This window comes from Flavobacterium macrobrachii, assembly GCF_014486675.1.
In the GTDB taxonomy this organism is placed as follows: domain Bacteria; phylum Bacteroidota; class Bacteroidia; order Flavobacteriales; family Flavobacteriaceae; genus Flavobacterium; species Flavobacterium macrobrachii.
Map to the genome: position 1 here is coordinate 1 of NZ_JACTAC010000027.1, position 25402 is coordinate 25402.

Below are 25402 nucleotides of genomic sequence, written 5' to 3' on the forward strand. Positions count from 1 at the left end.
TTTAAAATTTTAGTTTTTTATTGAGGTTGTGCAACAGTTACCGCTATTAGTTGTAGTTTTTATTTGTCACTTTTTGCAACCATAATACTTTTCACTATACTATCTCTGTCTAAAAAAATAATCAGTTCTTTATAATATTTTTGGTCTATTGTTGAATCTTTTTTTGTTGTTACAGTATATGTAATGTACTTTGAATGTGATGTCGAAACAATTTCTGCGCTTCCTAAGAGTTTCTCAATTTCTGAGTATTTTAGGCCTTTGATTTTATAATTGTCTAATAGATTATAAAGCATCTTTTCTCTGTCTTTGTAGCAATCTTTCTGTTGATTTTTTAACCACAAACTTTTATCAAATTTCAATTCTTTTACACATTCAATTTTCTTTTGACACGATTGAATTATCAAAATAATTAATAGTGAAAACAATGTTCTTATAAATTTCATAATTATTCTTTTGCAAGGTTTCGATTATGGTTACCGCTAACTCTCAAATATTCAAAAGTCTTTTAATTAGAAAACTGTTCCCGTTTCTAATTCAACAGGTATGTTGTCAGCAGTAAACCAACGCGCAGTCAAATCTCCTTTTAAAGTAATCTTTTCGCCATTCACTTCCAGCCAACTTCCTTCACGCAAGCCCAAAACAGGAATATCGTTAAAAGCATGAAACTCTTTAATTCTAGTTTCGCGCGTTTCGCCCATGTGTTTGCTTTGCAAATCGGGATCGAGATAATGCGGATTTAAGTTAAACGGAATGACACCAAGCGTTTTAAAACTCGGCGGATAAATGATTGGCATATCATTCGTTGTTTGCATCGAAATTCCGGTAATGTTACTTCCAGCACTCGAACCAAGATAAGGCGTTCCGTTTTCGATGGTATTTCTTAAAACATCCATCACGTTATTTTCGTAAAGTTGTGTAACCAATAAAAATGTATTTCCGCCACCAGTAAAAATACCTTCGGCTTGTTCAACGGCTTTTGCAGCATTATCAAATTGATGAAGTCCAACTACTTTTTTATTGATTTTAGTAAAAGTTTCGGCTACTTTTTGAGTGTATTCATCATGCGAAATTCCGCCTGGTCGAGCATAAGGAATGAATAAAATGGTTTCGCAATCTTTGAAATGATTTTCTAAAACTGGCAAAATATAGTCCAAATAAGAACCGCCGTGAAGTGTTGAAGTACTGGCAATAATTAGCTTTTTCATTTTCTGAATTTTAAAGGTCAAATATAAGTTTTAACAAAAGATTATAGCGTAATTATTTTCTAAAAAGATATTTTTACAACGTAAAACAGTTGCCAATGAAGCGTTTTTTTGTTTTTATTTTTTTAATCGTCAATGCAATAGGTTTTTCTCAAAATGATGATCTTCATTTTTTGAAAGGAAAAATCATTTGTCAAGATGTTGATTTAACATCAATTGTGGTGACTAATAGACGTTCGGAAAATGCTGTAAATCCTGAAAAAAATGGAGATTTTTCGATGTTTGTAAAAGTTGGCGATAAGTTAACTTTTGAAGGCATGGCAATTGATGTCAAAGCCATTGAGGTTTCTAAAGACGATATTTTGAAAAAACTCGTTACGGTTGTTGTTCATGCTAAAGTTATTCCGCTGGAAATGGTTGAAATTAAAACCTATCCTAATATCAATGCAGTTGACTTAGGTATTTTGGATAAACCTGCTAAAAAATACACGCCAGCTGAACGAAGATTGAGAACTGCGTCAAATTATGATCCTTATTTTTTGGTTGGTTTAGGTGGAGGAGTTGGTTTAGGTCTTGATCCAATTTTGAATGCAATAAGCGGACGAACAGCAATGCTGAAAAAAGAACTCGAAGTTGAAAGAAAAGAATTGACCATCAAGAAAATTGAAGATCAGTTTGAAACCGCTTTTTTTGTTGAAAAACTTAAAATTCCTGAAGAATATGTAAAAGGATTTCTTTTTTATGTTTCGGATAATAAAGAATTAAGAGAAGCTTTGGAAACAGAAAATAAGATACAAATAGAATTTGCTTTTGTGAAATTAGCAACAGAATACACAACGCTTTTAAATGAAAATGAAAATGAAATGGAAACAAAGTAGCCTTTTTTTAGTAGCGATAATTGTCTTGTCGTCTTTTGCTGTCCATAAATTTTATGTTGGGATGTTTCAAATGAAATTTGTGCCACAAAAAAAGGAATTACACATCACAACCCGAATTTTTGTGGACGATTTGAACTTAGCTTTAGAAAAAAAATTCCATAAGAAAACATTCATCGGCGAACCAAAAGAAAGCAAAGAAGACGAAGTTTTAATGCAAAAATATATTGCCGAAAAATTCAAATTAAAAATAAAAGGTCAAGCTAAAAATTATACTTTTCTATCCAAAGAAATGGAGAATAATGTTGTGATTTGCTATTTCAAAATCAAAGAGTTAGCCCAAATAACTTCGCTCGAAGTAGAAAATTCTATCTTAATGGAAATTTATCCCGAACAGCAAAATATCATCCAATTTGACAACAATGGCGAGAAAAATAGCTTGTTGTTTACGGAAGATAATTTTAAAGGAATGTTAAAATAAAACTTGACACGTTTCTTTTCTCAAACATTTGTTCTATTTTAGTTGCCTAAAAACTAAAAAGATATGACTAAAACTAACCCGATTTTAGTAACCATATTACTCTTGACAGCCAGTTTGTTAACGGCACAAGAAGTCCAAAAAGAAACAAAATCTACGGAAAGAAATCCTGATAAATTCAAACAAATGTATGATGTATTGGCAACGCCAAATATGTATCGTACAGCTTCTGGCGCGCCTGGACCAGAATATTATCAGCAACAAGCCGATTATAAAATCGATTTAGAACTCGACGATAAAAATGCAAAATTATATGGTCAGGAAACCGTAACTTATACCAACAATGCCAAAGAAAGTTTGGATTATCTTTGGATGCAATTGGATCAAAACCAACAATCTCGAAAATCACTTTCGCCTCTAATTCAAAATAGTGTAACCGATCCAGCTATGTCGCCAAAAGGTTTTTCTAGAACGTATTTAGAAGAAAAATTTGATGGCGGATTTAATATCGAATACCTCAAAGATGCTGCTGGAAAACCTATGAATTATACCATCAATCAAACAATGATGCGTATCGAGTTGCCAAAACCATTAAAACACGGTGAAAAAATTTCATTTTCTATAAAATGGTGGTACAACATCAATAATTACCGTTTAGATGGCGGACGTTCGGGTTATGAGCAATTTCCCGACGGAAATAGATTGTATGTTTTGGCACAATTTTATCCAAGAATGGCAGTTTACAACGATGTTGAAGGTTGGCAAAATCAACAATTTTGGGGTTCGGGAGAATTTACGTTGCCTTTTGGGAATTTTGACGTAAATATCACTGTTCCAGCCGATCATATCTTGGAAGCAACAGGCGATTTATTGAATAGAAGCGAAGTCTTTACAGCAGAACAGTTAAAAAGATATCAATTAGCCGAAAAAACATTCGATAAACCAGTAATTGTAGTTACACAAGCCGAAGCCGAAGCTGCTGAGAAAGGTTTTTCAGACAAGAAAAAAACATGGAAATTTAAAGCAACTAATGTGCGCGATTTTGGAATTTCTACTTCAAGAAAATTCATTTATGATGCGATGGCGGTAAAATTGGAAACGAGAACCGCTATGGCAATTTCGTTGTATCCAAAAGAAGGAAATCCGCTTTGGGAAGAGTATTCAACTCGAATGGTTGCACATACTTTAAAAAGTTATTCTGCTCATACATTTGATTATCCGTATCCAAAAGCCATTTCAATCAACGCTGAAGATCAAGGAATGGAATATCCAATGATTTGCTGGAATTATGGTCGTCCAGATAAGAATGGTGTAACTTCTGAACGCACAAAAAACGGAATGATGAGTGTAATTGTTCACGAAGTTGGACACAATTATTTCCCAATGATAGTCAATTCGGATGAACGTCAATGGACTTGGATGGATGAAGGTTTGAATTCGTTTATGGAGTATATGGCTTTGATGGAATGGGATGAAAAATTCCCAGCACAACGAGGACCAGCAAAAAATATCATACCTTATATGAGTGGCGATCAAAAAGGATTAGAACCAATTATGACCAACTCTGAAAGCATTCGCCAATTTGGAAATAATGCTTATGGAAAACCAGCAACGGCTTTGAATATTCTTCGAGAAACCGTTATGGGAAGAGAATTATTCGATTATGCGTTTAAAACCTATGCGAATAGATGGAAATTCAAACATCCAACACCAGAAGATTTTTTTAGAACGATGGAAGATGCGTCGGCTTTTGATTTGGATTGGTTTTGGCGCGGTTGGTTTTATACGACAGATTATAACGACATCGGAATTAAAGAAGTGAAAAAATATTTTGTAAGCAACGAACCTTCGAAAGAAGTGGAAGAGTTCTTGAAAACACGTCGTCGTAGAAATCAAATCGATGGTCCAGCGGTTTATATGATTGCCGATGGAAGCGAAAGTTATAAACCAGAGTTGAATAAACCGTTTGAAATTAAAGACAGCAAACCGCTTGCAGAATACATTGAAAAAACATTTACCAAAGAAGAACAAGCTAAGCTAAAATCGCCAAAATATTTCTATCAAGTAACCTTCGATAAACCTGGAGGTTTGGTAATGCCAATTATTGTAGAAATGACTTTTGAAGACGGAACAACCGAAAATCATCATTTCCCAGCGCAAATTTGGCGAATGAACGATAAAGAAGCGATTAGAACATTTGCTACACAAAAAGCGGTGACAAAAATTGTTGTTGATCCAAAACAAGAAACTGCCGATATTGATGTAACAAATAATACGTGGCCAAAAGAACAGTTAAAATCAAAATTTGATTAAAAAGACTTTGTAACTTTGCAACTCGAAATAAAAGATTAAAATTATGTTTGGAATTGGCGGCGGAGAATTAGTATTCATTATTTTTATAGCTTTAATGCTTTTTGGTTCCGATAAAATACCTGGAATTGCACGAACCTTAGGAAAAGGAATGGCGCAACTGAAAAATGCTACTAACGAAATCAAATCAGAAATTCAAAAAAGTGCCGATGCCAATGGTGTAACCGACAGCATGAAAGAATTAACGTCAAGTTTTACCAAAGAAGTTGACGAAATAAAATCAAGTGTTGCACCGCCAGACATTAATCCTGTTAGCGAAATCACCGAAAGTTTTGAAGACTTAACTGGTCCAATAAAACGCCAACGATAATGTTCGAAAAAATAATCGATTTAGACAAAGAGGTATTGGTTTATCTCAATACTTTGGGTTCAGAAACTTATGATGGTTTGTGGTTGATTATTACCAAACAAATTTATTGGACTCCATTTTTTCTGTTTATTTTTTATTTACTTCAAAAGAAAATCGGGTGGAAAAAATTCGGTTATTACATTCTATTCACTGCCGTTTTACTCTTGATTTGCGACCAAACTGTAAATCTTTTCAAATACGGTTTTGAACGACTTCGACCAGTAAATGATACAGAAATAAATGGTTTACTACGAATTGTAAAAACCAGTAAATCATTCAGCTTTTTCTCTGGTCATGCCACAAATTCAATGGCTTCAACAGTTTTTATGGTTATGGTTTTAAGAAAATATTATAAACACGCTTACTTATTGTTTTTGTTTCCTTTAATCTTCGCTTACAGCCGAATTTACCTCGGATTGCATTTCCCAACTGATATTCTAACCGGATATGTTTTTGGCGCAACAATGGGATTTGTTTGTTATAAGTTGTATCAGAAGTTTATCTTCAGGGAATTATCACACTAGTTTATGCTGAGCGAAGACGAAGTAAAGTTGAAGTGTCGCAAACTCGTAACCCGAAACCCGAAACTCGCAACTTCCAACTCAAAACTTCTAATTTCTGACTTCTAAATTCTAATTTCAAACTATTTCACTCTACTTACTGTCAATCCATCACGAATAGGCAATAAAACCGTTTCAACGCGTTCGTCATCTTTCAAAAGCTGATTGTAATCCAACAGAATTTTAGTAGTTAAGTCATTAGATTTTACTTCTTCCAAAACTTTTCCGCTCCATAAAACGTTATCCGAAAGAATAATTCCGCCTTTATTCATCATCGGAACAATTACATTAAAATAATTGATGTAATTATCTTTATCGGCATCAATAAAAACCAAATCATATTTTTTATTCAACGCTGGAATAATGTCTAAAGCATTTCCCAGATGTTGGAAAATTTGGGTTGCCCATTGGCTTTTGTCAAAATACTTTCGCTGAAAATCAACCAATTCCTCGTTAACATCAATCGTGTCAATCGTTCCGTTTTCGGCTAAACCTTCGGCTAAACACAAAGTTGCATAACCAGTATAAGTTCCAATTTCCAAAATGTTATTCGGATGAATAATCTTAGAAAGCATGCTCAAAACTCTGCCTTGAAAATGTCCGCTTAACATTCTTGGTTGCAAAATTTTTTGATGAGTTTCTTTGTTAAGTTGCGCCAACAATTCGGGTTCGTTTTCAGAATGAAGCGTTACATAATGATCTAATTCGTCGGAAAGAAAATGCATGTTTTTATTTTTTACAAAAATACGAATTATGAAATAATTAAAATACCCTAAATTTGCGCCATGGAAATCGAGAAAAAAGACATTCGCAGTTTAACCAAAGAGCAACTTCGTGATTTTTTTGTGGCCAATGGCGACAAAGCTTTTCGCGGAAATCAGGTTTATGAATGGCTTTGGAGCAAAGCATCGCACAGTTTTGAAGACATGACCAATGTTTCCAAAGAAACTCGTGCCATGCTCGAAAACAACTTCGTTATCAATCATATAAAGGTTGACCAAATGCAACGCAGCGAAGACGGAACCGTAAAAAATGCTGTTCGTCTGCACGATGGTTTGATTGTAGAAAGTGTTTTAATTCCTACCGAAACCCGAACAACAGCTTGTGTTTCCAGTCAAGTAGGTTGTAGTTTGGATTGTAATTTTTGTGCCACAGCACGTTTAAAACGAATGCGAAATCTTGAACCAGGTGAAATTTACGACCAAGTTGTTGCCATCGACCGCGAAAGCCGTTTGTATTACAATCGACCATTGTCCAACATCGTTTTTATGGGAATGGGCGAACCTTTGATGAACTACAACAACGTGATGAAAGCCATCGACATGATCACTTCCGATGAAGGTTTAGGAATGTCGCCAAAAAGAATCACCGTTTCCACATCTGGAGTTTCCAAAATGATAAAAAAAATGGCTGACGACGAAGTAAAATTCAAACTCGCCGTTTCGCTACATTCCGCCATCGAAGAAACTCGAAACCACATTATGCCGTTTACAAAAAACTTCCAATTGCCCGAATTACGTGAAGCATTGCAATATTGGTACAAAAAAACCAAAAGCAAAGTCACTTACGAATACGTGGTTTGGAAAGGAATTAACGACGACAAAGCTTCGATTGATGCGTTGGTAAAATTTTGCAAATACGTTCCGTGCAAAGTCAATTTAATCGAATACAATCCAATCGACGATGGCGAATTTCAGCAAGCATCAGACCAAGCCATTGATAACTACATCAAAGCGTTAGAGCAAAATGACATCGTAGCCAAAGTACGTCGCAGTCGCGGAAAAGATATCGATGCAGCTTGCGGACAATTGGCTAATAAATCGTAAAGTGTCAATCCCAATTTAGTTGGGATAGGAGCGAATCGTTTGCGCATTTTTGCAATCCATTTTCCTGCTTTCCGTTTCAATCTTTTATGAATTGCGGGTTTAAACCCGGCAATTCATAAAAGGATTTCCACTACAATCAGGGCTAAAAAAGGAATTGTATTGAATACCGTTAAGATTATTATAACACTAACGCTACTTCAAGCAAAATACCTATTTTTGTACTCATAAATGAACGTCACTTCTCAAATAAAACAACCTATTTTGATTGAAATGGAACTTTTCGAAAAAAAGTTCTACGAATCAATGACTTCCAAGGTTGCGTTATTGAACCGAATTACCTATTACATCGTTAACCGGAAAGGAAAACAAATGCGACCAATGTTTGTTTTTTTGGTAGCAAAAATGATTTCCAATGACAACGAAGTTAACGAACGAACCTATCGTGGCGCTAGTGTTATCGAACTTATTCACACCGCAACTTTAGTTCACGATGATGTGGTTGATGATAGCAATCGCCGTCGTGGATTTTTCTCCATCAATGCGTTGTGGAAAAATAAAATTGCCGTTTTAGTTGGCGATTATTTACTGTCAAAAGGATTGTTACTTTCCATTGACAACGGCGATTTTGATTTACTTCAAATCATCTCAGTTGCTGTGCGCGAAATGAGTGAAGGCGAATTGCTTCAAATAGAAAAAGCCAGAAGATTAGATATTGTTGAAGAAGTTTATTATGAAATCATTCGCAAAAAAACAGCAACATTAATTGCTTCATGTTGCGCACTTGGTGCAAAATCAGTTTCAGAAGATTTTGCTTTGGTGGAAAAAATGCGCCTTTTTGGCGAACTCATCGGAATGGCGTTTCAAATCAAAGATGACCTTTTTGATTATACGGATGATGCTATTGGAAAACCAACCGGTATTGACATCAAAGAACAAAAAATGACGTTGCCATTAATTTATGCTTTGAATAATTGTTCGCCAAAAGAAAAAAGTTGGTGCATCAATTCAATAAAAAATCACAACAAAGACAAAAAGCGAGTTAGAGAAGTTATTCAATTCGTCAAAAACAAAAACGGACTAACGTACGCCGAACAAAAAATGGTGCAATTCCAGCAAGAAGCACTTTCCTTACTTCAAGATTTTCCAAATTCAAACTATAAAGAAAGCCTGATTTTAATGGTTAATTATGTTATCGATAGGAAAAAATAGAAAATCAACTTCAAAAATCAACTTCAAAAGTCAATCTCAATTTCAATAATTTAACCTAAACTTTGTCATTCCTTAGGAATCTCATAATTCAAGTTCAATTTCAAAATTTTTTCACAAACTTTGTTATTTCATCTCGTTTTTTCACGAGAGTGAAATCACAGGATTAAAAATAATAATATTTTAAAATAACGAAAATAAGCGATTTAATTTTTAATTCGTAATTTTTAATTGAATGATGCAACCATTTTTTAATCATTCTCGTCTCTGTTAATAGAGGTCTAAATCAATATCAAAAGTCAACTTCAAAAAACAATAACAAATTGAAGTTTGAGGTTGAAATTGAATTTTGACATTGCCATTGAACAATGAAAGTAATAAGCTTACATAAAGAAGAAAAAGAATTAATCGAATTGGCTGTCGAGAATAATCGGCATGCACAACATCAGATTTATTCAAAATATGCTCCGAAAATGCTAAGCGTTTGCCGTCAATACATCAAAGATGTTCATCAGGCAGAAGATATTATGATAACCGCTTTTATGAAAGTGTTTACCAATTTGAAAAATTTCAAACACGAAGGAAGTTTTGAAGGTTGGATTAGACGAATAATGATTAACGAAAGTATTTCATTTATTAGAGTTCAAAAGAAAGTGAAGTTTCTTGAAGACGAAAACTTTGTTGAGGAAAAAGCAAACAATATCGAAAGTCAGTTTTCAGTGGAAGACATTCAGTTTTTGATAGACAATTTACCCGATGGTTACAAAATGGTTTTCAATCTCTATTGCATTGAAGGTTATAAACATCAGGAAATTGCGCAAATGCTCGGAATTAGTGAAGGAACATCAAAATCGCAATTGTCTCACGCTCGAAAAATGCTTCAAGACAATGTTTTAAAATTAAAAAATTACAGTAATGGAACCGAATAATATAGAAAACCAAATAAGAGAAAAGTTGAATTCAAGAGAAATTCAGCCTTCTGCTCAAGCTTGGGATCGATTGGATGCCATGCTAACCGTTGCCGAAGAAAAAAAAACAAAGCGTTCTTTTTTCTCTTTCAAGTATATTGGAATTGCTGCCAGCGTTTTGGTATTCGTAACACTTGGTTTGTTCTTTTTCAATCAAAAAAATACAACAATTGAATCACAAAACACAGTTGTTGAAACTGAAAGAAAAGAAACTCCAAACTCAAATATCCAAACTCCAAACTTGGAAAGCAGACAAATTGAGGAAGTTGCAGTTTCAGTAAAAAAAGAAGATTATAGTCAACAGACAACAGATAACAGACAACAGATAACTAATAATAACGAAGTTTCAATCATCAATCAAAATCAAGAAGAAGCAATTGTTAATCAGGAAATTGTTTCGCCAAAACAAGAAGAAAAAATAATCAAAAAAACCTCAATGGTTGATGTTGATGAGCTTTTAGCATCGGTTGAAAAAGATAGAAAAAAGGAAACTAAAGTCAGCAAATCCAGTATAAATATTGATGCCAAAAGTCTTCTTTCTGAGGTTGATACCGAATTGGATATGACGTTTAGACAAAGAGTTTTGAACACGGTAAACAAAAATTACAAATCGGTGAAAGAAGCTGTAGTCAACAGAAATCATTAGTCAATAACAATAGCAAATTCAAAAATCAACTTCAAAAATCAACTTCAAAAATCAACTTCAAATATTGACATTGAAATTGATATTGAAATTGACATTGAAATTTAAAAATCATTAATCTTAAAATAAATAATCATGAGAAATTTTACAATTTACTTAGCAGTAGCATTATGTCTTTTTGTTAGCAAAATGACAGCGCAAGAAAATACATTTAACGAAAGAGTTAAAGTCATTTCGGCAAAAATCGATAACGTAACCAAGCAAGAAAAAGAAGCGCTTAAACGAGAAGTGGAAAGCGTCAACGTAGAACTTGAAGAAGGAAAAATTTCGGCTAAAGAAGCAGAAGAAAAAAAGAAAGTTTTCGCTTTAAAAAGAGCCGAAAACATTGAGCTAAAAGTAACGCAATACGAACAAGAATTGAAAGACTTAATTCAATTAAAAGCCAATGGAAAATTAGTGGACAAAAAATATAGAGTAGATACACTAGTGATAAACGGAAAAAAATATCCAACAACATTTGAGGTAATTGATGACACAGAAATAAGTTTAAAAAAAGGAAAATTCACCGTTCAATGGAGAAATTGGGAAACAGATAGAAAGAGAAGAGATTCAATAGTTAGAAATAGGTCAGAATTGCGAACAACATCACAGTTTGTTTTTGCCGCTGGAGTGAACAATTTGGTTACCGACGGAAGTGTTGCAAACTCTGATTTCAGATATTGGGGTTCACATTTTTACGAATGGGGAATTACTGGAAATACCCGAATTTTCAAAAACAACAATCTTTTACACGCCAAATATGGTTTTTCAGTAATGTACAACAATCTTCGTCCAACGGATAATCGAGTTTTTGTAACCGACGGAAATCAAACCAATTTGGAAGATTTTGGAGCTAAATTAAAGGATTCACGTTTACGAAATGTTTTTGTAACGGTTCCGTTGCATTTGGAATTTGATTTTACCAAAAAAAGAATCAATGATGCTGGAAAAGAAATCTTCAAAACGCATAAAAGTGTTCGTCTTGGAATTGGTGGATATGCAGGTTTTCGAGTAAAATCGAAACAAAAATTGTGTTATGAAATTGACGGAAATGATTTTACTGCTAAAGAAAAAGGGGATTTCAATGTAAACGATTTTATTTATGGAGTTAGTGCATATCTCGGTTTTTCAGAAACCAGTTTGTATGTGAAATACGATTTAAATCCAATGTTTGCCGATAATGCAGTAAAACAAAATAACGTTTCACTTGGAGTGCGATTTGATTTCAACTAAAAATTGTTTAGGTTAGTTTATACTTTAAAAGATGTTTCAGTTATGAAGCATCTTTTTTCTTTTAAATATAAATTATAAATTCGGAATGTGTAAATTTACGGTCTTTCAATTTCAAGATTTTAGTAATCTAATAATCTAAAAGTCTAACAATCTAAAAGTCTAAATTTGATAACCCGCGAAACTATAGATAAAGTTTTTGATGCAGCTCGAGTGGAAGAAGTCATTGGCGATTTCGTTCAATTAAAGCGTGCTGGAAGCAATTTCAAAGGATTGAGTCCTTTTTCTGAAGAAAGAACGCCATCTTTTATGGTTTCGCCTGTAAAGCAAATTTGGAAAGACTTCAGTACCGGAAAAGGTGGAAGTTCAGTAACATTCTTAATGGAACATGAGCATTTCACTTATCCAGAAGCGATTCGTTATTTGGCAAAAAAATATAACATCGAAATTGAAGAAACTGAAGTTTCACAAGACGAAAAAATCGAAGCTAACGAACGCGAAAGCATGTATTTGGTTTCAGAATTTGCCAAAAATTATTTCCAAGAAACACTTTTACAATCGGAAGAAGGAAAAGCAATAGGACTAACTTATTTCAAAGAAAGAGGTTTTACCTCCGAAACCATTGCCAAATTCGGTTTAGGATATTCGCCCGAAACTTGGGATGCATTTACCAAAGAAGCATTGTCCAAAGGTTATCAACTCGATTATCTCGAAAAGGTAGGTTTGACCATCGTTCGTGAAGACGGAAAACATTTTGATCGTTTCAAAGGAAGAGTAATGTTTCCTATTCAAAGTTTATCGGGACGAAATTTAGGTTTTGGTGGAAGAATTTTGACCAATGATAAAAAAGCAGCAAAATACCTCAATTCACCCGAAAGCGATATTTATCATAAAAGTAAAGTCTTGTATGGAATTTTCCATGCCAAGCAAGCTATTGCCAAACAAAATAATTGTTATTTAGTCGAAGGTTATACTGATGTTATTCAAATGCATCAAGCAGGAATTGAGAATGTTGTAGCTTCGTCAGGAACAGCTTTAACGCCAGACCAAATTCGACTAATCAATCGTTTGACCAAAAACATAACGGTACTTTTTGATGGCGATGCTGCTGGATTGCGTGCTTCTATTCGTGGAATTGATTTAATTCTCGAAGAAGGAATGAACGTTAAGGTTTGCACATTTCCCGATGGCGATGATCCTGATAGTTTTGCTCGAAAAAATTCCTATGAAGATGTTGTTCAGTATTTAGAAAATAACGCCAAAGATTTCATTCAGTTCAAAGCTTCAATGCTGATGGATGAAGCGAAAAATGATCCAATCAAAAAAGCCGATTTGATTAGAGATATGGTCGTTAGTATTTCTAAAATTCCGGATAGAATTAAACGCGAAGTTTACATTCAAGAATGTTCCCGAATTATGGATATTTCGGAGCAGGTTTTATTGAATACTTTGGCTCAATTAATTCAAAAAGACATTTCCGAAGCTAATAAAAAATTAAAAAATTCTGATGCTTCAGAACAAAAAGCTTTTGAAGTTGTTAAAAATGAACCACAATTTACTCAAGAAAAAGTAAATATCGTTTTTGAACTCGAAAGAAAAATTATTGAAATTTTGCTTTTATACGGGAATTATGAAGAGCAATTTGAAGATATTATTTTAAAAGCAAATGACGAAGGCGAAGTAACCGAAGTCGTAGAAAAAGTAGATTATAAAGTTTTTCAGCGAATTTATCTCAGTTTGCAGGAAGACGAAATCGAATTAGCAAATCCATTATTTAGAGATATTTACAATGATTTAATCGAAAAGTATAATCAAGAAGAATTCAATCGCGAACACTATTTCCAACAACTTTCGCCAGATTTTGCGCAAATTGTAACCGATATTTTAATGCAAGACGAAAAAGAAGTTTTGCACAATTGGGAAGCGAAACATATTTATGTAAAAAGTAAAAATACGACAATAAGTCAATATGTTTCTGAAACAATAATTTCTCTTCGGGAATATTTAATCAATAAGTTAATCGTTGATTTAATGAAAAGTTTCACTCCAGAAAGTCAAGAAAATGATTTAGAAGAAATAAAAACTACAATCAATGATTATAATAAACTGAAAGTAATTCTAACTAATAAAATTGGAAGAATACGTTCAACTTATTACTAAAAAAAAATCCCGATTGCTCGGGATTTCTTTTTTCTAAACGATTTCTAAAGTTTTAGCCTTGTTAACTAAGTCAACCAAGTTAGTTACGTTTAGTTTCGTTAGTAAACGAAGTTTATACGTACTGATGGTTTTCTCGTTAAGACCTAAAATCTTAGCAATTTCGTTGTTTTTCTTTCCGTCGCTCAGAAAACGTAGAACTTCAATCTCTCGATTTGATAGTTTTCTATAAAGACGTTCAGATTTGTTTTGTTTTGCAATTAAAGCAAGATTCTTCTTGATTTCATCATTTAAAACAATTTGTCCATTGTTAACTTTAACAATTGTTAGACCAAGATTTTCAAGTTTTGATGTCTTGTGAACATAACCTGCACATCCTGCTTTTATAGCATTTGGTGCATAAATTTGTTCAGACAAACTACTGAAGATAATAACTTTAGTTTTTGGAAAGTTTTTAATGATAGATTTGACTTCATAAATACTGTTTAATCCGTCAAGTTCCAAATCCATAATAAGAACATCAATTTCTTTGTTTCTTAATGCATCAGGAATCATAAAAAAATTACCTACATTGGATACAATACTTATTTCACTATGGTCTTTAAAATAAGCTTTCATTCCAAAGTGTACAACTGGAAAGTTATCAGCAATACATACGTTAATCATAATTTGTGGTTTTTTTGATTAATTATTTTAGAATAATTTAAATGTAAAAGTATTAAAAAATAAATAATATACTGTTAAAAGAAACAAAAACATTTTATTTGTCTGAGATAATACACACAGGAATTGGGTTCATTTTATGCTGATTAACAGTGTTTAAGCGTTTGTATATGGTGTAAACTTCTTTTTCTCGTTCAGAAAAATTTGTTGGATCGAGATTATTTTCTACCGCAAGCATTGCCCATTCGAGTTCGTCATAACTTGCTCCGAGTTGGTCTTCATCGGTTCTTGAATCGCCAAATAATCCATCGGTTGGTGCTGCGTTTTGAATTGAGTTTGGAACATTCAAATATTCGGCTAGTGCATAAACGTCACTTTTCATTAAATCGGCAATTGGACTAAGGTCAACTCCGCCATCGCCATATTTAGTGTAAAAACCTACGCCAAAATCTTCTACTTTATTTCCAGTTCCAGCAACCAGTAAACCATGAATTCCAGCATGATAGTACAAGGTTGTCATTCGCAATCGCGCACGTGTATTTGCTAGAGATAAATTATATTTCGCTTCGTTATCGCTAACAGGAACTTCGGTTTTAAAGGTTTCAAAAACAGTTGTTAAATCAGTAATAGCATGAGTTACATTTGGAAAACGCTTCATCAATTGCTCAATATGTTCTTTTCCGCGATTTACCTGATTTTGGTCTTGATGAATTGGCATTTCAACACATAAAGTAGCAAAGCCCGTTTGCGCACAAAGCGTTGAGGTAACTGCTGAGTCTATTCCGCCGGAAATTCCAACCACAAAACCGTTTACTTTTGCATTAGTTGCATAGTCTTTTAACCAATTCACAATTTGTTGATTTACCTTTTCAACATTGATAGTACTTTTTTTAGCCATTTGTTATGAAAGTTTTTAGAAACTGAAATGTATATTTGCAAAGTTAAAAAATCAGAAGTTTTTTATACTGTTTATGACTTTTTAAATTAAATATAATGAAGAAATTTTTAGTTCTTTTTACTTTGGTGTTTGCAATCGTTTCTTGCGAAAAAAAATCAAAGGTTGAAAAAGCCGTAGAAGAAATTCCAGTTGAAGTTAAAGTGGTTCGATTTGATAAAGCTTTTTTTGAATCTAAACCCGAAGAATTAGCCAATTTAAAAGCCGAATATCCTTTTTTCTTTCCCGATGGAAATGATGATAAAGTTTGGATTGAAAAAATGCAAAACAAAGATTGGCGTGCTTTATATAGCGAAGTCCAAAAAAAATACGGCAATTTTAGTAAGCAAACAACTGAAATTGAAGATTTATTCAAGCATATAAAATACTATTTTCCAACGGTTGTTACGCCAACAATTTATACTGTAATAGGTGAAATGGATTATAACAACAAAGCGATTTATGCTAATGATAAATTGATTATTGCTTTGGAATTATATTTAGGTAAAGGACATGAATTTTATACTTTTCCTGAATATATTGAACAAAATTTTGAAGAACGACAAATGATGCCAGATGTAGTTTCGAGTTTTGCTATGCGAACCATTCCTGCGCCAACCGAAAAATCGCTGCTATCTGAAATGATATATTATGGTAAAGAATTGTATCTAAAAGATATTTTGTTACCTAATTATACTGATGCCGAAAGAATTGGTTATTTGCCAGAACAAATTACTTGGTGTCAAGAAAATGAAAGTTACATTTGGCGCTTTTTTGTAGATGAAAACTTGTTGTACAGTTCAGATTCTAAGTTAGCAAACCGATTTATAAATTTAGCGCCATTTTCTAAATTTTATCTCGAAATCGATAACGAATCGCCAGGAAGAATTGGACAATGGATTGGTTGGCAAATTGTTCGTTCATATATGGAGAATAATCCAAAAATGACAGTAGCCGATTTATTTAAAATGGATGCCAGAGAATTATTTGAAAAATCAAAATACAAACCTAAGAAAAATGAGTAATACAATTAAATCCGAAATAAAATTCAATGTCGAACTAGATGAAAATCGTGTTCCCGAAAAATTAACATGGTCAGCACAAGACGGTGGAATTGATAACGAAGAAGCAAAAGCATTGTTGCTTTCCATTTGGGATAGCAATGCACAAGAAACCTTGCGAATTGATTTGTGGACCAAAGACATGCCAGTTGATGAAATGAAAAAGTTTTTCCATCAAACGTTAGTTGCTATGGCAGATACGTTTCAACGTGCAACAGATGATGAAAAAATGGCGGATACCATGCGAGATTTCTGCGATTATTTTGCCGAAAAAATGGAGTTGAAAAAATAAATAAAAATAATTAGTTGACATGTTATTTTGCGTAAAGTATAATTGCAGGAGTAACTAATATACTTTTGTGAGGTTTTAAGAAAAGTTGATTTGCAAAGTCAAAATTAATCATAAGATTAATATTTAGTAATTTATCGCTTGTAATTTTTGTGTAAAAATCGATAGTCTTAGAATAATAATTAGTTTTATTAGATAATTGAAACTTTAGTTTTGTGCGTTTTTCTTGTGTTTGAATAGAAATTGTTTTATCTTCATCTAAATAATATAATAGCTCGATTGATATGAATATTGAGCTATCTGGTTTCATTATTAATTCTGAATCAATTGCAACTTCTTTTTTACCTTTATTAGTTTTGTCAAGATATAAGGTATCTGTTGAATATATTAGATTTCCAATTTCTGCATATTGATTTCCGTTTTTTGGCAAAGTTTCATTAACCTCAAATAGGTTTATTTTATATGCTGTTTTGTAATGAATTTTTTCTGTAAAAAAAGCAATTTTTTTTAATTCAATTTCTTTTTTAGTGTCATTTTTATGAACTATACCAAAAATTAACTCTTCGTTAAATGCTCTACTTTGTTTTTTTATAAAACGATTTGTTTCACCAATCAATAAGTAGTCATCTTTTTTTGAACCAACTACAACTTCATCTAAATAGATTGTTTTCTTTTTTAATGAGATTATTGAATCAATGCTTTTCTTTGGAAAACCTAGAGTATTGTAATCAATCCTTGAAAAAGAAATAGAATCAAACTCAATTTCATTATTTATGGTTGTAATTTTTTTGTTTTCTGTTATACTATTGAAAACTTTCTTTTTTTTCAGGAAAAGTGAATAATTTACATTTTCAATGAATTCATTGGTATCAATATCGATAGTAAAGAATGATTGTCCCGAACAAATGTTTAGGTAAAAAAAGGAAATTATTAAATAGATTTTTTTTGGCATGGTTAAGAAAAAGAGAAAATTTCATTAGTTATGAAACTTCTTTTTTTAAAATGTATAACCTATCCGAAGATGCAAATCAAGCGCAACATTAGTATCGGTTTCATAATCTTCCAAAGCAATAAAACCACCAAGACCAATTCCGGCTTCGTAGGTAAAATGACTGCCTACCGTTCGTTTAATTCCCCATTTTGGAATAAAAGCTACAGTACTGATAACATTGATGTTTTCTTTACTCGAAATATAAAACCAATCAGGATTGTAAGCAACGTTTAAAGCTAAAAAATTACCGCTATTGTTGGTGATTTTTCTGTTTTTAGCTATTCTTTTTTCCAAATTGTAATACCAACGTGGTTCAATTCTAATGCTTGGTATTAAAACAGTAGTCGTTGTATTTTCATTTCCATTTATTCCAAAATCAAGACCAATTTCTGTTCTTAACGCAATACTATTGGTTAATCTAGCTTCATTGTGAACCCAAATACCTAAAATACCCGTTTGAATTCCAAAAATTGATTTTTCAACACTTGGTTCTTCTTGAGCAAATGAAAAAGAAGTGAATAAAATAAGTACAGCAGTTGTTAGTTTTCTAGAAATCATTATTCTTAAATATATCTTGATTTACGTTGTCAATAAAAGTTAATAATTCATCTCTTCCAGTATTTTCAAGTGATGAAGTGACAAAATATTGTGGCATTTCTTCCCAGTTGTTAGCTAACAAAGCTTTGCGATAAGCAGCAACATGCGAGTCGATTTTAGTTCGGCTAATTTTATCGGCTTTGGTATAAATAATACAAAAAGGAATGCCGGTTTCTCCTAAATAAGTAATGAACTCTAAATCGATTTTTTGAGCTTCATGGCGAATGTCAATCAAAACAAATGCACAAACAAGTTGTTCTCTTTTTTCGAAATAATCGGTGATGAATTTTTGAAAAACTTCTTTGGTTTTTTTGGAAACTCGAGCATAACCATAACCCGGTAAATCGACCAAAAACCAATTTTGATTAATTTTAAAATGATTAATAAGTTGGGTTTTCCCTGGTCGTGCTGAGGTTTTTGCCAAATTTTTATGATTGGTTATCATATTAATCAAAGATGATTTCCCAACATTGGAACGACCAATAAAAGCATATTCTGGCAAAGGCTCTTTTGGACATTTACTTACTTCAGAATTACTAATGATAAATTCGGCAGTATTAATTTTCATAATTTACAGTTTAAAACAAAAAAGCCCAAAAAGGACTTTCTGTTATTTATAAGTGTACTTCTTTTAACCATTCGTCAAGCAAACGATTAAACTCATCTGGATGTTCCATCATGGCAGCGTGACCACATTTGTCGATCCAATATAAGGAAGAATTGGGCATTAGTTTATGAAATTCTTCGGCAACTTCAGGTGGAGTTACTTGGTCATTTTTTCCCCAAATAATACAGGTCTTTACATGCATTTTTGGTAAATCTTTTGCCATATTATGACGAATTGCACTTTTGGCAATTGTCAAAGTTTTGATAACTTTTATTCTATCATTTACAACGGCAAAAACTTCGTCAACTATTTCTTTTGTAGCAACATTTGGATCATAAAAAACACCTTCGGCTTTCTTTTTGATGTATTCATAATCGCCCCGTTTTGGATAACTGTCGCCCATTGCGCTTTCATAAAGACCTGAACTTCCGGTAATTACAAGTCCAGCAACTTTTTCAGGATACATTTTAGAATGATACAAAGCGATATGTCCACCAAGTGAATTCCCTAATAAAATTACTCGGTCAAAACCTTTGAAAGTAATAAAGTCCTTTACATATTTTGCAAATGCTTTCACATTAGTTTTGAGAATGTTTTGAGTGTAAAGCGGCAATTCAGGAATAACAACTTTGTAACCTTTAGTCGAAAAATAATCGGCTACTCCACTAAAATTACTTAATCCGCCCATTAATCCATGTAAAACTAAGATTGGAGTTCCTTCGCCAACTTCATAATAACTGTATTTTCCCTCTTTTTTATAGTTTTTTTCCATCTAAAATTTCCGTTTCCGTATGTCCACAAATATATAATTTTCTTGACAAAATTAGTTTACAAATCAGATTATTTAAAAAAAATGGAATGTTGTTGTTTATTGTTTTTTTAAAATTCTTAAAATGCTAGTTGTCAACAATTTTATTTGATTTTCATTTTTCTGTTTCCTTGAATTTTTCTCAAAAATTTTGACATAACTCAATTTTTTATATTCATTTTCGATGTATTGTCCTTGTTTTCTTGTGAATTTTTTAACAATTCTAAATTTCAGCTTTCTCTTGAAACTCTTTTATATGATTGCAAAGTGGTAAAACTTATTAACAAAGTGGTAGATAGTGGTAAAATGTGGTAATATATTTTATATTTTTGCTCATAATCAAATGATATCAAGTTGAATTCAATAATTGGAACATACGAATGCAAGATTGATGCAAAAGGAAGATTGATGATTCCTGCTGCATTGAAGAAGCAATTGTCTGGTTCGCTGCAAGATGGCTTTGTCTTGAAGCGTTCGGTGTTTCAACCGTGTTTGGAATTATACCCAATGAGCGAATGGAATTTAATGATGCAAAAAATCAATAAACTGAACCGTTTTGTAAAGAAAAACAATGATTTTATTCGTCGTTTTACTGCTGGTGTAAAAGTGGTTGAAATTGATGCTTTGGGAAGATTATTGGTGCCAAAAGATTTGATGGCTTTTTCTCAAATTTCAAAAGATATTGTGCTTTCGTCGGCTGTTAATATTGTCGAAGTTTGGGATAAAGATTTGTATGAAAAATCAATTGCTGGTGATGATATTGATTTTGCTGATTTGGCAGAAGATGTAATGGGAAATATAAATGATGATGACAATGGAATATCATAATCCAGTTTTGTTGCACGAAACAGTCGATGGTTTGAATATTAAACCTGACGGAATTTATGTAGATGTAACTTTTGGCGGTGGCGGACATTCCAAAGAGATTTTGAAACGTCTTGGACCAAACGGAAAATTGTTTGCTTTTGATCAAGACGAAGATGCAATTGCTAATGCTTTGCCAGACGAAAGATTTACGTTAATTCATGAAAATTTCAGATATATCAAACGTTTTTTGAGATTTCACGGTGTAAAAAGTGTTGACGGAATTTTGGCAGATTTAGGCGTTTCATCGCATCAGTTTGATGTTCCAGAAAGAGGTTTTTCAACTCGTTTTGAAGCTGATTTGGATATGAGAATGAGCAAAAGAAATGAACTCGATGCTTATAAAGTGGTGAACGAATATGACGAAGCCAACTTGAAGCGTGTTTTTTCAGATTATGGTGAGTTGAAAGTCGCGCCAGCTTTAGCAAGAACAATCGTTGACGCTAGAGAAAAAAAAGAAATCAAAACATCGGAAGAATTAAAAACAGTTTTGTCAAAATATTTGCCTGAAAAAGTAAAAAACAAAGTTTTAGCCCAAATATATCAAGCCATTCGAATTGAAGTCAATCAAGAAATGGAAGTTTTAAAAGAATTTTTAGAACAATCACTCGAAATTTTGAAACCCCAAGGAAGATTAAGTGTTATTTCTTATCACTCGTTAGAAGATAGATTAGTGAAGCGATTTATGAAAAACGGAATGTTTGAAGGCGAACCTGAACGCGATTTTTTTGGAAATTTTTCCGTTCCGTTCAAACTTGTTGGAAAACTAATTGTTCCAACCGACGAAGAAATCAAAATAAATAATAGAGCGAGAAGCGCAAAACTAAGAATAGCAGAGAAAATTTAGAATAAAATGAAAAAAGGTGTTTATAGCATATTGAAAGCAAGATTTCTTTTGAACGAAGATGCTACCAAAAACTGGCGTTTCATTTTGTTTCTTATTCTAATTGCAATTCTGATGATAGCCAACACACATCGATATGAACAAAAAGTATTTCGAATTGCCGAATTGACAAGCGAAGTAAAAGAATTGCGTTCGGAGTTTGTAGATAAACGTTCGGAATTAATGAAATTAAAAATGGAATCGACCGTTTCTAAAAAAATGGAAGAGCGAAAAATTTTTCCATCATCGGTTCCTCCAAAAAAAATAAAAGTAAAAAAACCAGTTGAAAAAACTTTTTTCCAAAAGTTATGGCAGTAGAAGATAAACAAATGTCTTATCGAATTTACCTAGTTGCGTTTGGCATCTTTTTGATGGCAATGGCTGTGGTATTCAAACTGTCCAGAATTCAATGGGTTGAAGGCGAACATTATAGAAAATTGGCGGCAGAACAAACTGTAAAAGATTTTGTAATTCCAGCCAATAAAGGAAATATTTATTCGTCTGACGGAAGTTTGTTAGCGACATCTATTCCTAATTATACTATCCGTTTTGATGCGGTTGCGCCAAAACAAGAAGATTTTGACAAAAATGTAAAAGGTTTAGCCGATTCATTATCTGTAATGTTGGGAAAACCAAGTTCCTATTATCATTCGGAATTGAGAAAAGCACATGCCAATAAAAATCGTTACTATTTATTAGCAAAAGGATTAAGTTATACTGAATACATGCGATTGAAAACCTTTCCATTGTTCAATCTTGGAACGTATAAAGGTGGAATGATTACCGAACAAAAAACGGTTCGCGAGCATCCAATTGGGAAAATTGCCGAAAGAACTATTGGATACGAACGCGTAAAACCTAATGGCGAATTAGATGGAAAAGGAATTGAATGGTCGTTTAGAAAATATTTGAATGGAAAAGATGGAAAAGTTTCCAAACAAAAAATCGCCAAAGGTCAATGGAAACCTATTCGTGATGTAAATGAAGTTGATCCTCAAGATGGTTATGACGTAATTTCTACGATTGATGTTTATATTCAAGATATTGCGCATCATGCTTTGCTGAAACAATTGGAATTATACGAAGCAGATCATGGTTGTGTTGTAGTAATGGAAACTCAAACGGGTCATGTGAAAGCAATTTCTAATTTGGGTAGAGCAGAAGATGGTTCGTATTATGAAACGGTAAATTATGCTGTAGCAGAATCGCACGAACCAGGTTCAACATTCAAATTGGTGGATTTAATTGCGTTGCTTGATGATAATAAAGTAGATACAAGTCAAGTATATGATTCTCGTGGTGGAGAAATCACTTATTATGGTAGAAAAGTTCGCGATTCTCACAAAGGTGGTTATGGTAAAATTTCGTTAGCACGTGGTTTTGAAGTTTCATCCAATACTGTTTTGGTACAAGCCGTTTATGAAAATTATAAAAACAATCCAAAAGAGTTTGTGGATAGAATTGACAGAATGGGTTTAAATAAACCGCTTGGATTACCGTTTCAAGGCGAAGGAAAACCATTTATTCCACAACCAGGAGAAAAAGGTTGGAGCGGAATAGCATTGCCTTGGATGGCTTATGGATATGGCGTTTCAGTAACACCATTGCAAACATTGGCTTTGTATAATGCCATTGCCAATAACGGCGAAATGGTAAAGCCAATTTTTGTTTCGGAAATAAAAGAATGGAATAAAACCATAAAAAAATACAACAAACAAGTTATCAATCCTAGAATCTGTTCGCAAGAAACGGTGAAAAAAGTAAAAGCTGTTTTGGAAAATGTAGTTAAAAAAGGAACAGGTTCGAAATTGTATTCCAAAGATTTTTCGATGGCAGGAAAAACAGGAACTGCACAAGTTAATTATAGTAGAGGAAAAGATGAAATGTATTATGCATCGTCTTTTGTTGGATTTTTCCCTTCCGATAAACCAAAATATTCGTGCATCGTTGTTGTTCATAAACCAAATACGGCTAAGAATAATTATTATGGTGCCGATGTTGCTGGACCAGTTTTTAAACGAATTGCCCAAAAGATTTTCACCGATGCACCATCAACCAATGAAATTAAAAACCTGAATAAGAAAATCAATAAACAAGAAGTAGCTTATTCAGTTTATAACGATAAAATTAACAGCGAGAAAAAAGTAGTGCCAAATCTAAAAGGAATGGCTGGAATGGATGCGATAGCCTTGCTAGAAAATTTAAAAATAAAAGTAAAAATCATCGGAACCGGAAAAGTAAAAAAACAATCCATCCAACCTGGTGAAGCATTGGAAAAAGTAAAAACTATCACACTCGAATTATCGTGATTATACTAAAAGACATATTATATAAAGTTGCTATCGAAGTCGTAAAAGGTTCGACCGAAATGGCTGTGAACAAAATTGAATTCGATTCTCGAAAAATTGAAGAGAACGATGTTTTTGTTGCAATTCGTGGAACGGTTTCTAATGGTCATGATTTTATCGAGAAAGCCATTAATCTTGGCGCAACGGTTATCGTTTGTGATACTTTACCAGATATTATCGTTACGGGAATAACCTATGTTCAAGTAAAAGACACGAATTCAGCGTTGGCTTTTATGGCTTCCAATTATTACGACAATCCATCGTCAAAAATTCGTTTGGTTGGCATTACTGGAACAAATGGAAAAACCACAATTGCTTCACTTTTATATCAATTATTCAAAAAAGCAGGTTATAAAGTTGGCTTACTTTCTACCGTAAAAATTATGGTTGATGAAACTGAGCATAAAGCAACTCACACAACACCCGATTCGTTGACCATCAATCACTATTTGAATGAAATGGTTGCAATCGGTTGCGAATTTTGCTTCATGGAAGTGAGTTCGCACGGTGTTCATCAAAAACGTACAGAAGGTTTGCAGTTTGAAGGTGGCGTTTTTACTAATCTGTCACACGATCATTTAGATTATCATCCAACTTTTGCTGAATATCGCGATGTAAAAAAATCATTCTTCGACCATTTGCCAAAAACAGCTTTTGCATTGACCAATGTTGATGACAAAAACGGTTCGGTAATGTTGCAAAATACCAATGCTAAGAAATTAACCTATGCGTTAAAATCCTATGCCGATTATAGAGCGCAAATTCTAGAAAATCAATTATCAGGATTGCTTCTTAAGATTAATGAAAATGAAGTTTGGGTTAGATTAATTGGAACGTTTAATGCTTATAATTTATTGGCAATCTACGGAACAGCAGTTCAATTAGGATTAGAAAATCTGGAAGTGTTGAGGTTGTTGTCAGAATTAGAAAGTGTTTCGGGACGTTTTCAATTTATTGTTTCCAATGAAAAAATTACGGCAATTGTCGATTATGCCCATACGCCTGATGCTTTGGAAAATGTCTTGAAAACTATCAACGATATTCGAACTAAAAACGAGCAATTGATTACAGTTGTCGGTTGTGGTGGAGATAGAGATAAAACCAAACGACCAATAATGGCAAACATCGCAACGCAAATGAGCGATAAAGTAATCATTACGTCTGATAATCCTCGAACGGAAAATCCAGCAACGATTATCGCTGAAATGGAAGCTGGAGTTGAACCACAAAATTTTAAAAAATCACTTTCTATCGAAGATAGAAAACAAGCTATAAAAACCGCTTGTCAATTAGCCAATACGAATGATATTATCCTAATTGCTGGCAAAGGACACGAAACGTATCAAGAAATTCACGGCGTACGCTATGATTTTGATGATATGAAAATAGTAAAAGAATTTTTAGAACAAATGAACAAGTAATAGTTTAAAAATTAGAGAAATCTCATAAACTTT

At 33.0% G+C, this 25402-nt stretch carries 27 protein-coding genes; 18 read left to right on the forward strand and 9 right to left on the reverse strand.

Going from position 1 to position 25402, the window contains the following annotated elements; genetic code table 11:
- Positions 1–59: 59 nt before the first annotated feature.
- Positions 60–443, reverse strand: coding sequence for a hypothetical protein (locus tag IAI56_RS07700; RefSeq protein WP_187657318.1), 384 nt, complete (start codon positions 441–443; stop codon positions 60–62).
- A 66-nt stretch (positions 444–509) separates the two neighbouring features.
- On the reverse strand, positions 510–1205 hold the full coding sequence (gene pepE, locus IAI56_RS07705) for a dipeptidase PepE (protein WP_187657319.1): 696 nt from the start codon (positions 1203–1205) through the stop codon (positions 510–512).
- 95 nt (positions 1206–1300) lie between these two features.
- Between pepE and IAI56_RS07710 the strand changes: the two genes are divergently transcribed.
- From IAI56_RS07710 to IAI56_RS07730, 5 genes are all read left to right on the forward strand, one after another.
- A complete protein-coding gene (locus tag IAI56_RS07710) occupies positions 1301–2080 on the forward strand; it encodes a hypothetical protein (RefSeq protein WP_187657320.1) in 780 nt (259 codons plus the stop codon).
- Positions 2061–2558 (forward strand): DUF6702 family protein, encoded by a 498-nt coding sequence (locus tag IAI56_RS07715; RefSeq protein WP_187657321.1) that lies wholly within the window; start codon positions 2061–2063, stop codon positions 2556–2558. Before IAI56_RS07710 ends, IAI56_RS07715 begins: the two co-directional genes overlap by 20 nt.
- 63 nt (positions 2559–2621) lie before the next feature.
- Positions 2622–4868: a M1 family metallopeptidase gene (locus IAI56_RS07720; RefSeq protein WP_187657322.1), complete on the forward strand. Its 2247-nt coding sequence runs from the start codon at positions 2622–2624 to the stop codon at positions 4866–4868.
- 43 nt (positions 4869–4911) lie between these two features.
- Positions 4912–5235, forward strand: a complete 324-nt coding sequence (locus tag IAI56_RS07725; protein WP_187657323.1) for a Sec-independent protein translocase subunit TatA/TatB — start codon at positions 4912–4914, stop codon at positions 5233–5235.
- Positions 5235–5798: a phosphatase PAP2 family protein gene (locus IAI56_RS07730; protein WP_187657324.1), complete on the forward strand. Its 564-nt coding sequence runs from the start codon at positions 5235–5237 to the stop codon at positions 5796–5798. The genes IAI56_RS07725 and IAI56_RS07730 overlap by 1 nt, the downstream gene beginning before the upstream one ends.
- Before the next feature lie 119 nt (positions 5799–5917).
- Here IAI56_RS07730 and IAI56_RS07735 read toward each other — a convergent pair whose 3' ends face one another.
- The gene (locus tag IAI56_RS07735) at positions 5918–6559 is read right to left on the reverse strand and encodes an O-methyltransferase (protein WP_187657325.1); all 642 of its coding nucleotides are present in this window, start codon (positions 6557–6559) and stop codon (positions 5918–5920) included.
- A gap of 60 nt (positions 6560–6619) precedes the next feature.
- On the opposite strand from IAI56_RS07735, the gene rlmN reads away from it, so the two are divergent.
- From rlmN to dnaG, 6 genes are all read left to right on the forward strand, one after another.
- Positions 6620–7660 carry a dual-specificity RNA methyltransferase RlmN gene (gene rlmN, locus IAI56_RS07740; protein ID WP_187657326.1) on the forward strand — a complete coding sequence of 347 codons (1041 nt, stop codon included), beginning with the start codon at positions 6620–6622 and terminating at the stop codon, positions 7658–7660.
- 228 nt (positions 7661–7888) lie between these two features.
- Complete coding sequence (locus IAI56_RS07745; protein WP_187657327.1) at positions 7889–8869, forward strand: polyprenyl synthetase family protein; 981 nt, start codon at positions 7889–7891, stop codon at positions 8867–8869.
- Positions 8870–9234: 365 nt separating this feature from the next.
- Positions 9235–9795 (forward strand): RNA polymerase sigma factor, encoded by a 561-nt coding sequence (locus IAI56_RS07750; protein ID WP_187657328.1) that lies wholly within the window; start codon positions 9235–9237, stop codon positions 9793–9795.
- Positions 9782–10480, forward strand: a complete 699-nt coding sequence (locus IAI56_RS07755) for a hypothetical protein (RefSeq protein WP_187657329.1) — start codon at positions 9782–9784, stop codon at positions 10478–10480. The genes IAI56_RS07750 and IAI56_RS07755 overlap by 14 nt, the downstream gene beginning before the upstream one ends.
- Before the next feature lie 132 nt (positions 10481–10612).
- A complete protein-coding gene (locus tag IAI56_RS07760; RefSeq protein WP_187657330.1) occupies positions 10613–11749 on the forward strand; it encodes an ATP synthase subunit B family protein in 1137 nt (378 codons plus the stop codon).
- 165 nt (positions 11750–11914) lie between these two features.
- Positions 11915–13906 (forward strand): DNA primase, encoded by a 1992-nt coding sequence (dnaG, locus tag IAI56_RS07765; protein WP_187657331.1) that lies wholly within the window; start codon positions 11915–11917, stop codon positions 13904–13906.
- A 33-nt stretch (positions 13907–13939) separates the two neighbouring features.
- Here the strand turns inward: dnaG and IAI56_RS07770 are convergent, their stop codons facing one another.
- Together IAI56_RS07770 and nadE are read right to left on the reverse strand one after the other, a co-directional pair.
- Positions 13940–14569, reverse strand: a complete 630-nt coding sequence (locus tag IAI56_RS07770) for a response regulator transcription factor (RefSeq protein ID WP_187657332.1) — start codon at positions 14567–14569, stop codon at positions 13940–13942.
- Positions 14570–14663: 94 nt separating this feature from the next.
- Positions 14664–15464 carry an NAD(+) synthase gene (gene nadE / locus IAI56_RS07775; RefSeq protein WP_187657333.1) on the reverse strand — a complete coding sequence of 267 codons (801 nt, stop codon included), beginning with the start codon at positions 15462–15464 and terminating at the stop codon, positions 14664–14666.
- Between the two features lie 95 nt (positions 15465–15559).
- Between nadE and gldB the strand changes: the two genes are divergently transcribed.
- Positions 15560–16525 carry a gliding motility lipoprotein GldB gene (gene gldB / locus IAI56_RS07780; RefSeq protein ID WP_187657334.1) on the forward strand — a complete coding sequence of 322 codons (966 nt, stop codon included), beginning with the start codon at positions 15560–15562 and terminating at the stop codon, positions 16523–16525.
- The gene (gene gldC / locus IAI56_RS07785) at positions 16518–16853 is read left to right on the forward strand and encodes a gliding motility protein GldC (protein ID WP_169523597.1); all 336 of its coding nucleotides are present in this window, start codon (positions 16518–16520) and stop codon (positions 16851–16853) included. Before gldB ends, gldC begins: the two co-directional genes overlap by 8 nt.
- Before the next feature lie 22 nt (positions 16854–16875).
- On the opposite strand, the gene IAI56_RS07790 is transcribed toward gldC, so the two are convergent.
- The 4 genes from IAI56_RS07790 to IAI56_RS07805 are packed head-to-tail and all read right to left on the reverse strand — an operon-like array spanning position 16876 to position 19817.
- Positions 16876–17802: a hypothetical protein gene (locus tag IAI56_RS07790; protein ID WP_187657335.1), complete on the reverse strand. Its 927-nt coding sequence runs from the start codon at positions 17800–17802 to the stop codon at positions 16876–16878.
- 45 nt (positions 17803–17847) lie between these two features.
- Positions 17848–18399 carry a hypothetical protein gene (locus IAI56_RS07795; RefSeq protein ID WP_187657336.1) on the reverse strand — a complete coding sequence of 184 codons (552 nt, stop codon included), beginning with the start codon at positions 18397–18399 and terminating at the stop codon, positions 17848–17850.
- A complete protein-coding gene (yihA, locus tag IAI56_RS07800; protein ID WP_187657337.1) occupies positions 18389–19006 on the reverse strand; it encodes a ribosome biogenesis GTP-binding protein YihA/YsxC in 618 nt (205 codons plus the stop codon). Before yihA ends, IAI56_RS07795 begins: the two co-directional genes overlap by 11 nt.
- 46 nt (positions 19007–19052) lie before the next feature.
- Complete coding sequence (locus IAI56_RS07805; RefSeq protein ID WP_187657338.1) at positions 19053–19817, reverse strand: alpha/beta fold hydrolase; 765 nt, start codon at positions 19815–19817, stop codon at positions 19053–19055.
- A 390-nt stretch (positions 19818–20207) separates the two neighbouring features.
- Here IAI56_RS07805 and mraZ point away from each other — a divergent pair, with 390 nt between their 5' ends.
- From mraZ to IAI56_RS07830, 5 genes are read left to right on the forward strand one after another with little or no spacing between them, the layout of a single operon-like run.
- Positions 20208–20681, forward strand: coding sequence for a division/cell wall cluster transcriptional repressor MraZ (gene mraZ / locus IAI56_RS07810; protein ID WP_187657339.1), 474 nt, complete (start codon positions 20208–20210; stop codon positions 20679–20681).
- Complete coding sequence (gene rsmH, locus IAI56_RS07815) at positions 20656–21564, forward strand: 16S rRNA (cytosine(1402)-N(4))-methyltransferase RsmH (protein WP_187657340.1); 909 nt, start codon at positions 20656–20658, stop codon at positions 21562–21564. Before mraZ ends, rsmH begins: the two co-directional genes overlap by 26 nt.
- A gap of 6 nt (positions 21565–21570) precedes the next feature.
- On the forward strand, positions 21571–21918 hold the full coding sequence (locus tag IAI56_RS07820; RefSeq protein ID WP_133533502.1) for an FtsL-like putative cell division protein: 348 nt from the start codon (positions 21571–21573) through the stop codon (positions 21916–21918).
- Positions 21909–23909 carry a penicillin-binding protein gene (locus IAI56_RS07825; protein WP_187657341.1) on the forward strand — a complete coding sequence of 667 codons (2001 nt, stop codon included), beginning with the start codon at positions 21909–21911 and terminating at the stop codon, positions 23907–23909. Before IAI56_RS07820 ends, IAI56_RS07825 begins: the two co-directional genes overlap by 10 nt.
- Positions 23906–25369: a UDP-N-acetylmuramoyl-L-alanyl-D-glutamate--2,6-diaminopimelate ligase gene (locus tag IAI56_RS07830; protein WP_187657342.1), complete on the forward strand. Its 1464-nt coding sequence runs from the start codon at positions 23906–23908 to the stop codon at positions 25367–25369. The genes IAI56_RS07825 and IAI56_RS07830 overlap by 4 nt, the downstream gene beginning before the upstream one ends.
- Positions 25370–25402: the final 33 nt, after the last annotated feature.